This window comes from Floricoccus tropicus (assembly GCF_001832905.1).
In the GTDB taxonomy this organism is placed as follows: Bacteria; Bacillota; Bacilli; order Lactobacillales; family Streptococcaceae; genus Floricoccus; species Floricoccus tropicus.
Map to the genome: position 1 here is coordinate 178,703 of NZ_MKIR01000026.1, position 14,449 is coordinate 193,151.

Annotated in this window: 17 protein-coding genes; 1 reads left to right on the forward strand and 16 read right to left on the reverse strand. The window is 32.7% G+C overall.

What is annotated here, in order from left to right; translation table 11 throughout:
• Positions 1 to 300: 300 nt before the first annotated feature.
• Genes BG261_RS10685 through miaA form a run of 4 tightly spaced genes read right to left on the reverse strand, consistent with a single transcriptional unit; the run spans position 301 to position 4,022 of the window.
• Complete coding sequence (locus BG261_RS10685; RefSeq protein ID WP_083318330.1) at positions 301 to 1,194, reverse strand: SPFH domain-containing protein; 894 nt, start codon at positions 1,192 to 1,194, stop codon at positions 301 to 303.
• A gap of 20 nt (positions 1,195 to 1,214) precedes the next feature.
• The gene (locus BG261_RS10690) at positions 1,215 to 1,895 is read right to left on the reverse strand and encodes a hypothetical protein (RefSeq protein WP_070793315.1); all 681 of its coding nucleotides are present in this window, start codon (positions 1,893 to 1,895) and stop codon (positions 1,215 to 1,217) included.
• On the reverse strand, positions 1,882 to 3,129 hold the full coding sequence (hflX, locus tag BG261_RS10695; protein WP_070793316.1) for a GTPase HflX: 1,248 nt from the start codon (positions 3,127 to 3,129) through the stop codon (positions 1,882 to 1,884). The genes BG261_RS10690 and hflX overlap by 14 nt, the downstream gene beginning before the upstream one ends.
• Positions 3,126 to 4,022 carry a tRNA (adenosine(37)-N6)-dimethylallyltransferase MiaA gene (gene miaA, locus BG261_RS10700; protein WP_070793317.1) on the reverse strand — a complete coding sequence of 299 codons (897 nt, stop codon included), beginning with the start codon at positions 4,020 to 4,022 and terminating at the stop codon, positions 3,126 to 3,128. Before miaA ends, hflX begins: the two co-directional genes overlap by 4 nt.
• Positions 4,023 to 4,230: 208 nt before the next feature.
• Here miaA and BG261_RS10705 point away from each other — a divergent pair, with 208 nt between their 5' ends.
• Positions 4,231 to 4,398 (forward strand): DUF3042 family protein, encoded by a 168-nt coding sequence (locus tag BG261_RS10705; protein ID WP_070788391.1) that lies wholly within the window; start codon positions 4,231 to 4,233, stop codon positions 4,396 to 4,398.
• A gap of 95 nt (positions 4,399 to 4,493) precedes the next feature.
• Here the strand turns inward: BG261_RS10705 and BG261_RS10710 are convergent, their stop codons facing one another.
• The 12 genes from BG261_RS10710 to BG261_RS10765 all read right to left on the reverse strand — a co-directional run bounded on the left by BG261_RS10710 (position 4,494) and on the right by BG261_RS10765 (position 14,294).
• Positions 4,494 to 5,048 (reverse strand): YtxH domain-containing protein, encoded by a 555-nt coding sequence (locus BG261_RS10710; RefSeq protein WP_070793318.1) that lies wholly within the window; start codon positions 5,046 to 5,048, stop codon positions 4,494 to 4,496.
• A gap of 1 nt (position 5,049) precedes the next feature.
• Positions 5,050 to 5,484: a DUF948 domain-containing protein gene (locus BG261_RS10715; RefSeq protein WP_233278927.1), complete on the reverse strand. Its 435-nt coding sequence runs from the start codon at positions 5,482 to 5,484 to the stop codon at positions 5,050 to 5,052.
• Positions 5,485 to 5,546: 62 nt separating this feature from the next.
• Positions 5,547 to 6,332: a prolipoprotein diacylglyceryl transferase gene (lgt, locus tag BG261_RS10720; RefSeq protein ID WP_070793319.1), complete on the reverse strand. Its 786-nt coding sequence runs from the start codon at positions 6,330 to 6,332 to the stop codon at positions 5,547 to 5,549.
• A 15-nt stretch (positions 6,333 to 6,347) separates the two neighbouring features.
• Positions 6,348 to 7,271, reverse strand: a complete 924-nt coding sequence (gene hprK, locus BG261_RS10725) for an HPr(Ser) kinase/phosphatase (RefSeq protein WP_070793320.1) — start codon at positions 7,269 to 7,271, stop codon at positions 6,348 to 6,350.
• A gap of 70 nt (positions 7,272 to 7,341) precedes the next feature.
• A complete protein-coding gene (locus BG261_RS10730) occupies positions 7,342 to 7,962 on the reverse strand; it encodes a nitroreductase family protein (protein WP_070793321.1) in 621 nt (206 codons plus the stop codon).
• Between the two features lie 204 nt (positions 7,963 to 8,166).
• Positions 8,167 to 8,508 carry a PspC domain-containing protein gene (locus tag BG261_RS10735; protein WP_070793322.1) on the reverse strand — a complete coding sequence of 114 codons (342 nt, stop codon included), beginning with the start codon at positions 8,506 to 8,508 and terminating at the stop codon, positions 8,167 to 8,169.
• A 153-nt stretch (positions 8,509 to 8,661) separates the two neighbouring features.
• The gene (locus tag BG261_RS10740) at positions 8,662 to 9,816 is read right to left on the reverse strand and encodes a DUF4097 family beta strand repeat-containing protein (protein WP_070793323.1); all 1,155 of its coding nucleotides are present in this window, start codon (positions 9,814 to 9,816) and stop codon (positions 8,662 to 8,664) included.
• Positions 9,817 to 10,203: 387 nt separating this feature from the next.
• The gene (locus BG261_RS10745; RefSeq protein WP_158007205.1) at positions 10,204 to 11,082 is read right to left on the reverse strand and encodes a DNA/RNA non-specific endonuclease; all 879 of its coding nucleotides are present in this window, start codon (positions 11,080 to 11,082) and stop codon (positions 10,204 to 10,206) included.
• A gap of 179 nt (positions 11,083 to 11,261) precedes the next feature.
• The gene (locus BG261_RS10750) at positions 11,262 to 11,936 is read right to left on the reverse strand and encodes a thioredoxin domain-containing protein (RefSeq protein ID WP_070793325.1); all 675 of its coding nucleotides are present in this window, start codon (positions 11,934 to 11,936) and stop codon (positions 11,262 to 11,264) included.
• Positions 11,937 to 12,186: 250 nt separating this feature from the next.
• Complete coding sequence (locus BG261_RS10755) at positions 12,187 to 12,747, reverse strand: RNA 2'-phosphotransferase (RefSeq protein ID WP_070793380.1); 561 nt, start codon at positions 12,745 to 12,747, stop codon at positions 12,187 to 12,189.
• A gap of 37 nt (positions 12,748 to 12,784) precedes the next feature.
• Positions 12,785 to 13,201 carry a hypothetical protein gene (locus BG261_RS10760; protein WP_070793326.1) on the reverse strand — a complete coding sequence of 139 codons (417 nt, stop codon included), beginning with the start codon at positions 13,199 to 13,201 and terminating at the stop codon, positions 12,785 to 12,787.
• A gap of 628 nt (positions 13,202 to 13,829) precedes the next feature.
• Entirely contained in the window at positions 13,830 to 14,294 is a 465-nt protein-coding gene (locus tag BG261_RS10765) for a hypothetical protein (protein WP_143603396.1), read from the reverse strand.
• Between the last annotated feature and the right edge of the window lie 155 nt (positions 14,295 to 14,449).

Consider the following 14,449-nt stretch of genomic DNA (forward strand, 5'->3'; position numbering starts at 1 on the left):
AATAAGCTTGCTTATAAAAGTATAATCGACATCGGAGCATGGCGCAGCGATTCATCTCTATGAATACTAGTTCTATCATCAATTCGTCGCCATTAGAACTAATTGCTTTAGCAATTTAAGTTCTATGGACATCGTAGCGTAGCGAAGTGCCTTGTCTTGCGACACTTACACTAATAAGCTTGCTTATTTAAGTGTAATCGACAGCGTAGTAAAACGAAAATATTTCTGTTTTAATCAACTATATATACAATTGCAAAGCAAAACGACCTGCCAAAGTAAGTCGTTTTGCTTTTTATTAATTTATTTAGTAGCTTTTAGAGCAGAGAGAATTTGTGTTCTAATATCATCTGCACCTTCTGGACTAGCTGGTAGGAAAATTGATGAATTTCCATGTTCAGCAAATTGATTCAATGTATCAAGATATTGGTTAGTCAATAAGATTGACATAATTTCATCTTCACTAATATGAACTCCAGATTCTTTCATTTCAAGGATTGACGCTGATAAACCATCAACAATCGCTTTACGTTGTTCGGCAATACCAACCCCGTGAAGTCTATCTTTTTCAGCTTCTGCTTCGGCTGCTGTTACAACTTTGATTTTATCAGCCTTAGCAAGTTCTTGGGCTGCTTCACGTTTACGTTGAGCTGCATTAATTTCATTCATTGATTGTTTAACTTCAGCATCTGGATCAACTTTAGTAATAAGAGTTTTAACAATCATATAACCGTATGTTTCCATCTCTTCTGCCACTTGATGTTGTACTTCTAAAGCTATTTCATCTTTTTTCTCAAAAAGTTCATCCAAAGTTAATTTTGGTACACTTGAGCGAAGTGCATCTTCAATGTAAGACTTGATTTGTTCTACTGGATTCATCAATTTATAGTATGCATCCGTAATATTTTGTTCATTAACACGATATTGAGTCGCTACATTCATTTGAACGAATACATTATCACGTGTTTTTGTTTCAACAGTCATTTCACTTTGAATGAGACGAAGTTGCACACGCGCTGCAATTCTATCAATTCCAAACGGAAGTTTGACATGAATTCCTGAGCTTGCAGTTGTATGGTACTTACCAAAACGCTCAATAATAGCAACGGTCTGTTGCTTAACTACATAAAATAGAGTTCCTGCAGCTGCTATAAAAAACAACAATACAAGACCTAAGATAATTAATAATGTCCACATAATTTTTCCCCCGTAATTGTTTACGATTTTAGAAAGACTCTAAGTTTTTCTTGACTATATTGTAGCACTTTATCACAATCCTGACCAACTATTTGAGAAAGTTTCTTTATCTCTTCTAATCTATCAGATTCAATTACCAAATATGACTTATAATAAATAATTACCGAACTTGGAAACTGCGGTAATACCTTTCTATTCAAAGGCTCTTCATCATAATATTTTACTGGTACCAACTCAATATTAGATTTACCTTCATCCATATTCACAGCGTATGATGGAAATAATGTTGCTAACTGGATTATAACTTCTTCCTTAGCTAGCATTTCACTATTCTCTGGGAAAGCAATGGCCTCTCCTGCTTCATTCTTAAAGATAAAACCATAGGACATACCTTGCAAATTCAAGCGAATAAAACGATATGAAGGATAGTCTACTTGTCCCTCCTGTTGAAAACTAGGATTTTCATTAAAATTTCCCAAAGCTTTACTTAAATCAAGAAAATAATCTAAAGCAGCTTCCGAGTCTTTTTTCTGATAAAGCTCTGAAAAATAGGCATTCACAACACTAGCAGGTGGTGTAACGAAAGCTAGTTTCTCCTCATCTGTTGACAACCTATCAAGCGAATTCCTTAAAAGAACCTTGTCCATCTCCATGTATCCACCATATTTTAGTCCCAAATCAATCCATTTAGATGTGCTCATAATCTTCAATCCTCCACTCTTGATTTTTAGCAATTGAACCTTTGATTTTATAGGAATCATCCAGTTCATCCACCTCTTCAAGTAAGGTAATCTTTTTCAAATCAGGCAACTTATAAGATTCCGCGTATGGAAGCTTAATTGTAAACGGCACAAATACCTCTTGTAGCAACTGAACAATAGTTTCCTTCAACTTCTTAATGTCATCCTTATTTTTTGCAGATATTAAAATATGTGGGTAAACCGTTGGCGTAAAATCATTGCCAGTAAGGTCTGCCTTATTATATACATTCAGAACTGGAATATCAGACACATCAAGGTCTGACATAATTTTTTTAACTGTATCTTCATGTATTTCATGGTCAGGATTAGATGCATCAATAACATGTATTAATAGGTCAACATCTGAACTTTCTTCTAGAGTAGACTTAAATGCATCAACTAATTCTGTTGGTAAATCCTGAATGAATCCTACAGTATCAGTCAGGGTTGCTATAAAATCATCCTTTAAACTAAAATCTTTAGTGGTTGCATCTAAAGTGGCAAATAGCTCATCTTTTTCATATTGAATTTTATCAGTTAAGGCATTAAAAATACTAGATTTACCAGCATTAGTATATCCAATTAATCCAATTCGAAAAACACCAGATTTTTGACGCTTCTGACGAATATTAAGTCTAGTTTTTTCAGCTTTCTTAAGAGCCTTTTCAATATTTTCAATTCTAGTCCTAATGTATCGACGGTCCATTTCAAGTTGGCTTTCACCTGGTCCACGACTTCCAATTCCACCTGCTTGACGACTTAAGGCAATTCCTTTTCCTACCAAACGAGGTAACATATATTTAAGCTGAGCAAGTTCAACTTGTAGCATACCTTCATAACTTTTTGCACGCGCAGCGAAGATATCTAAAATTAACTGCATACGGTCAATTACCTTAACTCCTAGGTACTCTTCAAGATTCATATTTTGTCTAGGAGATAATCGTTCATTAAAGACAACAGTATCAATTTCATCTGCTTCAATATTTTGCCTAATTTCTTCGAGTTTTCCTTTTCCAACCAAGTAACGACCATCAGCACGTTCACGCTTTTGAGTAAAGTCTAAAATTACTTCACCACCAGCAGTTGTTACTAAGCTTGCTAGCTCATCCATTGAAACGGAGAAAGTCTTATAATTAGCTTCTGTCTCTACACCAACGATAGCAACCCGTTCTTTTTTTACTTCTGTTTCTATCAATTTCTATCCTCCTTGTTCAAAAATTCATCAACATCTCTCAAGACATTATTAGGAAATTCATTATCTAATACGTCGTAAAAATCAATGTTCATACGATTTTTAAACCAAGTAATTTGTCTTTTGGCATAATGCCTAGTATTTTTCTTAACAGTTTCTGTTGCTTCCTCTAAATCAATATGTCCATCAAAATAGGGGAAATATTCTTTGTAACCAATTGCTCTAGTAGCTTGTACGTCAGGAAATTTCTTGTATAGCATTTCTGCCTCTTCAAGGATTCCAATATTTGTCATAATATCGACACGTAAATTTATTCGGTCATATAGAGTTTGTCTATCCATATTTAAACCAACAAGCATAAACTCATAAGGAGATTCTTGATTCTCTAAATCACTACCTAGCTCAAACTTCTCAATTTCTCTAATTAGTCTCCTACGATTAGGTTCTTGAACAAAAAGATTATAAGAGTTAAACAATTTTTCCAACTCTTCATCACTTAAATCTTCAAGTTCTACTCGTCGCTTTCTCATTGCCTCATGGTTATCTGAACCGCCCAAATGATAGCCTTCTATCAGGCTTTGAAGATAAAGTCCTGTTCCACCAACGATGATAGGAAGTTTCCCTCGCGAAATTATATCTTCTATCAATATATTAGCCTCTGCTACAAAATCATGAGCAGAAAAGTTCTCTGTTATTTCTTTGGTATCCAGCAAATGATGAGGAGCCTGTTCTTGTTCTTCTTTACTGGCTTTGGCTGTTCCAATATCAAGTCCTTTATAAACTTGCTGGGAATCACCATTGATTATTTCTCCATTAAATTCTTGAGCAAGTTTGATACCTAGGGCTGTTTTCCCCACTGCGGTTGGACCTGCTACTACTATTACTTTATTTTTCATTTATTTTTCCAACTAATTATTTTTATGCCGATAAATATGGCTACTATTTGTATTATACCATTAATTAGAGTTGTTTCTAAACTAAAGAATTATGACTAAACTCCTCTGTTAATTCCCAATTTCATCCTATAGTCCTATACCTTATAAAGTGCCCTCAGAAAAATTATATGTTATAATATTCTCATAACAAATAACGGAGGTACTTAACATGAAAAAATTTACTAAAGGTGTTCTTGCTGGTGTTGCTTCAAGCGTAGCTATTGCTGCAACTGGTGCGTTAACTTATAAAAAGAAAGTTATTGATCCTGAATTAGAAAAAGAAGCATTCGTTGAAGACAATCGTAGAAAAGCTGCTCGTAAACGTACAGCACGCTAATAATAAAAGGCTTAGGCCTTTTTTATTTTATAAAAAATAAATAATATAAAAATGGATTAGCCCTATGGCTAGTCCATTTTACTTCAATTGATTAATTAAAAGTTGTTAGAAGCATCTTCAACATCTTCTTTGATATCTTCAGCTTTCTCAACTACTGCATCTTTGACATCTTCTGCCTTATCAGCTAAATCATCTTTAACGTCTTTTGCTTTATCTTCAACATCATCAAGAATATCAGTGATGTCAATTTGGTAGTCAAAATCATCTTTAGCTTTTTCAAATTCTTCACGTAACTCTTCTTCAGAATAATTTAAGTTTTCTTTGACTTTAGCATAGCGTTCAAAAGCTTCTTCTTTTTTAGCGTTTAGAAAGCCTACTGCTGAATCTACTGAGATATCACCGTTTTCAATAGCTTCACGTAATTCAACATATTTATCTTCAGCAAGATCACGAGCATCATATGCTTTATCAATAGCAGCATCTTTTAGTTCAGCAAATTTTGCTTGAGGATTTTCTTTGTATTCATTGAACTCATCTAAGAGGTCTTCACGAAGATCTTCACCTTTTTTAGAGGCTGTTAAGTATGCTCCCGCTGCACCAAGTGCTGCACCAAGAAGTGCTCCTGCTAGAAATCCAGATTTTTTTGCCATTTTATTGCTCCTTCTTATTCTTATTGTTTTTTCTTTTATTGTTTCTTAAAAGTTTACTTGTTGCTCGACCAACAGTTACAATTGATCCAGCTTTACCAATATTTGAAGACTCTGTTTTAAAGCGTGAAACAAAGTTTTGACCACTTTCGTTCACATTTGACACACTATTTGAAAGATCGGCTGCTGTGTGGAATACCGGATCAATCGTTACCATTTTTTCGTTAACATCATCCAATAAAACACTTGTTTTTGCCAAGATTTGATCAGCCTGACTCGATAAAAGATTTGCATCAGTAGTTAAAAGATTTACAGATTTTGTAACCTCATCGACTGATTTAGATAATTTATTAATGAATTGTACTAAGAATACTACTAGGACAACAAACGCAATTGCAATAATAAGCAAAGCTATTTGCCCCAACCCTATTTGTTCCACAAAAACCTCCTTCTAAAGCGCTACTGCGCTAACTAAATTACAGTAATTATAACAAAATATTTTTAATCTTGATAATATTTTTCTTTTTTCTTTGATTGATAAATAGTTATACCAATACCCGCCAATAAAATAAGAATCGATACAATCTGAGAAACCCTTATCGGACCAAGCATTAAGCTATCCGTTCTCATACCTTCAATAAAGAAACGACCTATTCCATACCAAATTAGATAAAAGGCAAAAATTTGACCCCTTCGCATAAATTTTGGTCTGCGACGCAATATTATGATAATGATAAATCCTATAAGGTTCCAGATACTTTCATAAAGAAAAGTAGGTACTCTATATTGACCGTCAATAAACATTTGATTTTGAATGAACTTTGGCAGGTAATTCAAATTATCTACTGCCTTACCAAAGGCTTCTTGATTAACAAAATTCCCCCAACGTCCAATGGCCTGAGCCAAAAAGATACCAGGACTTATTACATCTAGAAAATCATAAACATTAATAAACTTATAGTAGCAGTATATTATCAAAACAATTAAGCCCGTTATCAAACCACCATAAATGGCTAAACCACCATTCCAAATTGCAAATATTTCAGATAAATGCTTTGAGTAATATGACCACTCGAAGATAACATAATATAATCTTGCTCCAATTATTGAAATTGGAAAAGCCATTAATATAAAGTCCAAAATATCATCAGGTTTAATATTTTTTCTTGGAGCCTCTCGCATGGCAAGAACTACTGCAAGTACGGCACCCAATGTTATAAAGAGAGCATACCAATGTATTTGGATGGGGCCCAAACTAAAAGCGATTGGATTAATAGTTAAAAACATCATTCCTCCTAACTTTTAGCTATTTTCTTTGATTAAAGTATTTAAATTTTTAACAAAATTTTCAGTAGCATCATATCCCATATTTTTAGCATGGAAGTTCATAACAGCTGCTTCAATAATTACTGATATATTTCGACCAGTTTGAACTGGAATCTCAATTTGAGGAACCTTCACTTCTGCAAGTTCAATTGATTTTGTTCCATTACCAAGACGATCATATTGATAACCTTTTTCGTATGGTACAAGATTTACTGCAAGATTTATTTCTCCAAAGTCCTTTACAGCACCTGCACCAAAAAGCATCATAACATCAATAATACCAACACCACGGATCTCCATTAAATGTTTAAGAACATCAGCTGGCTGCCCCATAAGAGTAAACTCGTTCTTACGATAAACATCAACACGGTCATCCGCAATCAGACGGTGTCCGCGTTTAACTAGCTCTAAACCAGTTTCACTCTTACCAACACCACTTGCACCTTGAATCAAGACACCTGTACCAAAAATATCCATATGTACTCCATGGACAGTATGGCGTTCTGCTAAAGCTTCAATAAGATATGTTGTAAGATTTGCAGATAATCTGCTAGTTACTTCATTAGATTGAAGTAAGGCGACATCTTGTTTCTTAGCAGCGGCATACATTTCACTAGGTATTTCAAGACCACGCGCAACAATTACAGCTGGTGTTTCAGGCGTAATAATTTGTTTTAAACGGTCATAGCGATTATCGCTAGTATACTTCATCATATAAGACCATTCTTTCATCCCAAAAAGTTGAATACGTTCTGGGGTGTAATAATCAAAATACCCTGACATCTCAAGACCTGGGCGTGAAATATCAGCAGTAGTAACTTCTCTTTCTAAAGCCTCATCAGTTGCTTGAACGACTTGTAGTTTAATCTTTTTTACTAAATCACGAACAGTTACAGACATTCTTGTTCTCCTTATCATTATTATGTTTATTATAGCAAAAAAGGAGTCACTTGACCCCTATTTATCAAGATTAAACAAATTTTGTGATATCTTCAGCAGGAATACGATAAGTTGTTTTACCTTCCTCATTCGCAATACCCACACTAATAACAATAGCTGGATTCAAATTATCAGCAGGTGCAAAAGCGTTCTTAACTTGATCTCTTACAAAACCACCAATAACATTAGTATCATAACCGAAATGTCTTGCAGCATTTAAAAAGTTTGCAGTTAACAGACCAGCATCGAAAGTCGCAATATGTGCTTTAGAATCATCATCCATAGAAGCATAACTCTTCTTCATGTAGGCCACATACTCATCCTTATTTTCGGCAGGAAAGTTCCCACTCACCACTTCGCCTTCAGCTACTACTTCAATATTATCCTCAAGAATTTGGCGCGAGAAAATAATCAAAGCAAAACTTGAAGTTTTAATTTGTTGAACGTTTGAGTAGACCATTTGTGACAAATTATCTTTTGCTTCATCGCTCTCAACAACAACAAATTCCCAAGGTTGCATATTTCTACTACTTGGTGACTTAACAGCCAAATTTAAAATATCTAAAATTTCTTGTCTATCTATCTTTTTATCTTTATATCTACGAATTGAACGACGATTAACAACTACGTCCAAAAAATCATTATTACTCATGTTTTATAATCCTCCAATATCTTAATCTTATGAATTATATTATACCTCAAAAAATATTAATTTTAAAAGTTCAGAACTGAAAAATGCTTTTATAATTCCATTACTGATTGAAATATAGATTTCTTAATTATTTCAAAGATTCTAATATACTTCATCAGCCTACCATTTAATATTAAAAAACCAGCCGCAGCTGGTCATTATATATTAAAAGTCTGCCCAATCATCCTCATCTTCATGATAAATTGGTTCTGCATCTTTTCTTTTACGTTCAGAATTATTATATCTATCTCTTTGGTTTCGATCATAGTAATTTCCACTGAAACTATCGAAGTTTCGATGGTTTGTATTTTGATTTTCTGATTTAGGGATTATTATTGAGAGTAGTATATAAAGGGTAATGCCTGGGAAGCCAGAAGAACAAACTGACAGAACCACATAGGCAATTCTCACCCAAGTTGAATCCAGACCGAAATATTCTGAAATCCCTCCTAGAACCCCTGACCAAACCTTATCTGTAGATGACTTTGTCAGTTTTTTCTTTGGCATGATTTTCCTCTTTCTTGTTATTTTGTCTATATCTATAATATCTTATTTTTCTTGTTTATTTCAAGTGTTATTTAGTTATTTATTGAAGCAAGCTATCTCTTGTTTTTAAACAATTGATAGCTTGGTCCAAATTATTTGCATTCTTTAACTTATCTATTCAGCATCTTTAAGCCAAATGCTACCCATTTTTGATTCAATATCAAATGTGATTACATCATCACCCTTACGTACAAGGGCAACACCACTCTTACCAATGTCTACTGGATTATCTAATTCAAGACGAGTCTTGTAATTACCAAATGAAGTTTTAGCAAGTCCTGTAATTCCTGCTTTAGATGGAACTGACATCTTTATATCACCATTAACATTCTTAGCAGTAACTTTTTTAGCCTTAAGTGTTGGAGTCATACGAATAGCTCCGTTAACTGACGAAATATCACTTGTTTCAAAATCAGCATTTATACGAATATCACCATTGATTGTACTTGCCTTAAGGTCAGTAAAATTACCATCTGTAACTTTCAAATCACCATTCTTAGTAGTTAGCTCAGCAATAGAAGAAGATAAATCATCAGTATCTAAATCTCCATTGATTGTTGAAACTCTTACGTAGTCAATAATTGAAGATGAAATTGTTACTTCTCCGTTGATTGTATTAACTGTAAGTGAATCATAACGTTTTGCAGGCAAGCTAATCACCATGTCTGCTGAGATACGCTTACTTGAAATATTAATATCAAGGATTCCTGCATCATCAGTAACCGTTACATTTTCTTCAATGAATTTTTCTGGATCATCTACACCAAATACTTCAAAATCAAAGTCGATTTTAACCTTATCATCAGAGCTTTTAACAATTTCTACATCTCCTGTTTGTGATGCTATGTTAATTGCGCGGATGTCTTTATCAATTGTTCTACTTTCAGATTTTTTAGTAGTTTTTACTTTGAAAGTTCCACCCTTCCATTCAAAGTTGTCATCAACTTTGCTCTTAACACTGTCGAATAGTTCATTTCCCCATCCAACAAATCCTTTGAAGGCTTCTCCTAAAGTATCAGCAAAATCTGCTGCTTCTTTTTCTATTTTCTTTTTATCTTCTTCACTTTTAGAAGAATATTCATCATTTATTTTATCAAAATCTGCTCCATCAAAGAATGTTGAAGGATCGAATCCAGAAAAGATATCTTCTGTTCCTGCAGTATTTACTTCTTTATTTTTATTTTCTAAGTTTTCAAGTAGTTCGATTGCTTCTTCGTTTGAGATAACTCCACGACGCATCAAATCTAAAATTCTTTCTTTTTTGTTCATTTGTTTTTCCCTCCTGTTAGGTATGTATACATTATGCCAAATTAAAAGCATAAAAAAATCAGTCCATGGACTGAAATTAAAAAAGGTGCGTAGATGACTGTTAAAGATTTACGAACAATGTAGATAGCAGTTCATTAACTCCAAACGTCAGTTTGGAGCTGCTAGCGAAATAGTGAGATAAATCTTAGGAACCGTAGCCCGTAAATCAAGGTGCTGAATCGACTGCTAAAAGTTTGAGCACAAGGAAATTTGTGGTTTATTAACTTTGAACATCGTTAAAAGGCACAAATGCACTTGTGTTGAAAACTTTAGGAGATGAAGCCCGTAAATCAAGGTGCGTAGGTGACTGTTAAATGTTTAAACAGAATTAAACTTCAATATTTAATATTATTTTTCCTGAACGCTATTTTGTCCAGTTAAGTAATCAATCTCAACACCTGGTTGTACATTGAAAACATAAACGTTTAAATCATAAGTCTTTCCATTATCTTCAATACTTTTAGCCATCATCTGTACTCCACGAGGCAAAAGCTCATTACCAGAATATATTGGTGTAACACGATAGCGAATGTGAGTCTTACCATAATACAAGGCATTAGAAATCTTACCTTCATAATAATTCATACCTGGATTATTAAAAGCACGGGTCCCTGTAACCAAGTTCTCCATACTACCAGCATCTGCTATAAACATCCAAGCAATCAAATGACTTCTATTATAGAGAGCTTGATTTTCACCATCAAAGTATATCTGACCATTGTTAGATTTTCCTCTATAGCGCCAGCCCACAGGATCGTTACCTTGCGGAATTCTCGGACGTTGAATAGATTTAACCTTCATATAAGTATCCCGATTAAGTCTAGCATTTGCTTCTTGAGCTCTGCCTAACTTATCACGCTTAGAAAACTTAACCCAAAAATCTTCACTTCCATCCTCTTTAAGATCGGAATCAGTAAAGGTGGATCTATTATTATTGACTGGTATTGCAATATTTTGCACTGTACCATCCCATTTTAGGTTTAAAAGTGATTCATCATCAGCTGATTGAACAACCTCTTTTTCCTTCTTAGGTTTCTCAACTTCTTCATACTGCGGACTATCTTTTCCGACCGGAGGTTGTTTACTTTCGTATTCATTTAAAAAGTAAAAGGCTAATGCAAAGGCAAGAACGACCAATATCGCTAAAAAAGGAGATTTCTTTTTCGCCTTACCAAACAAAAAGTTCTGTAATTGCCTTAAAAGCGATCTATTATATTTGTTATTCATATTTTTCTTCCATAATAAAATATTTTCCATATCTTCTTACCTATGAATAATGACTTAGATAAGCATAATACCTAATTTTAGCATATAAAATTATAAACTAAAAGACAATAAAAAAGATACCAAGCTATGTTGAACATATTGCTTGATATCATTCAAATATTAAATATTTTCCCTAAAAATTAATTTTTAGCGTTCTTAGTAGCTTCTTTCCACTTTTTAATAGCAGCTACATCCATATCTGACCAAAAGTCAATTGTATGTCCATCATTGTCAACAATTTTCACAAGCGGCATTGATTTCACACCATATTTTTCTTTAATCTTCTCTACTTTTGAAAGTGACCAATTTTTCTTATTTTCATCTTCACTTAAAATATCAATAACATTTGTTTCATCAACATTATCTTTATAGTAATCTTGAACAGTCAAACTTACATCAATACCTTCATCATTTTTAATTGATTTAGCGAAATTTTGTTTAGTAATTCTACATTTCATACAGTTTGGAGTTGAATACATAACAACATGTAAACCAGAATTAAGAGGAGTTATAATTACGTTAAGATTTGCCATAAGTACATTGCTATCAGAAAATCCATGTTTAGCCATTACTTCTTCTTGTTCAGGAGTCAAACCTTCAAACTGATAACCAATTTTTGAAATTTTATCGTATTGCTGATTATCGTCGCCTGTAACCTCAAGAGTCTCAAAATCCGAAACTACAACATCAAAATTATCAGCACCATCTAAATACTTACTAGATAGATTGCTCTTAATAGCCTCTGAAAGTTCTTCTTTAACATTACTTTGATCAACAAGTCTTAAGTTCTTACCCTTTTTTAAAATAAATTGCATTTCTTCTCCTTAATTTAATCGACAATTACATTTAAGATTACCATAATTGAGGAGTGTTTAAAAGACTTGAACTATAATTTTTTTGCGAATTAGGACTATATTTTGGACATGACAACAGATATACACTTGCTGATTTATTCAGTTATGAATATCTGATTTTCAAATATTAAATATATTTATATTATCATAAAAAACAGATACTCACTTACTAATTTACTCAGATATGGGTATCTATTTTTGTCTTATTTCACTATTTCCTCAATACTTCGAGAAATTCTGAAGGAATGTAGTCTGCTAGCCATACCTTCTCATTTCCCAAATAAAATTTTATTCCTTTTGCGCTTGCTTCTTCTGTATTAACTTTCAAAATAATTGGATTTTTATCTTTTCTTTTTCCTACCGAGTTAGCTGTTTGTATATCTTCAGACAAATGAACATATTGTCGAGACATAGACGATAAGCCTTGTTTTTTAATTTCAGTGAGAGAACTATGTGCAGTTCCGTGATAGAGAAACTTAGGAGGAACAGCTTCTTCTTTTTTTATTTTCATTGGGATAGAGTGTCCATATAATGCTCGAATATTATTCTCTTTAATTTCATGTCGCTTTTTTTCTGATTTCTCAATCATTACTTTCAGATCTTCATCTTCTACACTCTGCCATTCATTAGACTGATGGAGAGCTTGTAATAATTGATTCACTGATACCCAACCATTTTCATCTAGTTCCAGCTCATATTCCCATGGAGCATGACGTAATGCATATGAAACTTCTTTACTTATTTTTTTATAATCTATATCCTCAAATTTCATTATATTCAGTTCGCCTTTCAAAGTAATAACCTTTCAATTAAAAATTAACATCTTCAGTAATTATTTCAACATTGGTTGCCAAAAATTCATATAATCCATCATCTCCGAAAAAAATAACATAGTGCTTTAAATCAAAATATTTTATATCCTTGGGGTTAATTTGACTAAACCTTTTAACCCAAGAAGAATTTTTCACTTCTACTAATTGTTCAAAAGCATTATAAATGTCTACTACAAAAATTGGTAAGCAATACTGGCTGCCAGCTACTGTATTAAACAGCAAAGTCGTCTTTTTCTCTTTGTTATTTTCTTCAAAACACCAAGATAACTTACAATTCATTCCCTCCGCATATAGCTCAAGACCACTACTAAAAAATTCTGAAGCAACAGGTAAATAATACAACATTTCAGTGCAATAGTCGCTCACCTTATTTTCCTCCATCCTTTCTGACATTCGAGATACCACTCTTGTCTAGTTTGTTTCTACTTAATTTCCCATCAAGGGATGTTTCAGCTGGTTTATAACCAGTCTTGTCAATTTCTATCCATTTACTCTTCTGGTTTATTACCAAGTTTATGCGAATTAATAAGTCTTACTTCCGCATTAACATATCTTTAGCCATCTTAACATGGTATATTTTCATAAAGTGAAAAGATTTTCGTTTCTTTCTTATAAATTTAAAAGGATTATTTAATTATTAAAGATTCATCTATTTTCCCAAAACATAAACATTTAAAAAAAATATATAATCACTATGATTATTAATATTAGATAGAAAGTTCAATTCCAAAAAAACTTAAAAAATCTTTTCAATATTTACATATAAATATTATCATGAAGTACAGATACTCACTTACTTCTTTATTCTGATATGGTATCTACCATATCATTTTAATTAACTCCTTTTTATGCATATTCAAGCAACATTATTAAATTACTCTAATACCATTCTTCTTTTTCTCAAATCAATTATCGCTTCATATTTTCTGATGGTTAATTCTTTTATGGTGGTAAGCTCACAATATAAAAAACATTATATAACAGCCTCCGTTATGTTAAAGTCTCTACAACTATCACTGAATCAAACCGTGAAATATTCTATACTAGATTTATTTGGAATATTTTTTAATATCATTTTAATGTATTCCAAATTATTTGAATAAACTTCAAAATACGAAAAATCAAATGCTCTTACCTCAATAAGACAATCAGATAGCTGTAATTCTTCTGATGCCTCAGTAAAAGGAATCTCATCATCTTTATATATTTTCAATTCTCCCTCTATTAAACAAAATACTCCACTTTCAAACTGAATGATTTTTTTTACCTCAGTAAGCAATTGTTTTGTATCAAAATACCAGTAGTTCATTTTTTCATTGTTAAATGGTAGAAATACATCATGATGAGTTGCTCCTTCTATATCTGATACTAACCATTTACTATGTGAAATTTTCGAAAAACTTTTTAATACTTCAAACAACTGCTCTCCTGTACAAGCAATGTTACAACAAAAACAATCGGAATTTAGTTGTAATTTATGAGTCATTTCTTTCCACCTGCATTATTTTTATCTTTAAAATTCCATCATCAATTCTTGCATATTCAAAATCCATCCATAAACACTCATTTAATAAGTATTTATTTTTAATATTTCTTCATTGATTTCGCTTGGTACTTTTTCATTTCTCTATAGTACAACTC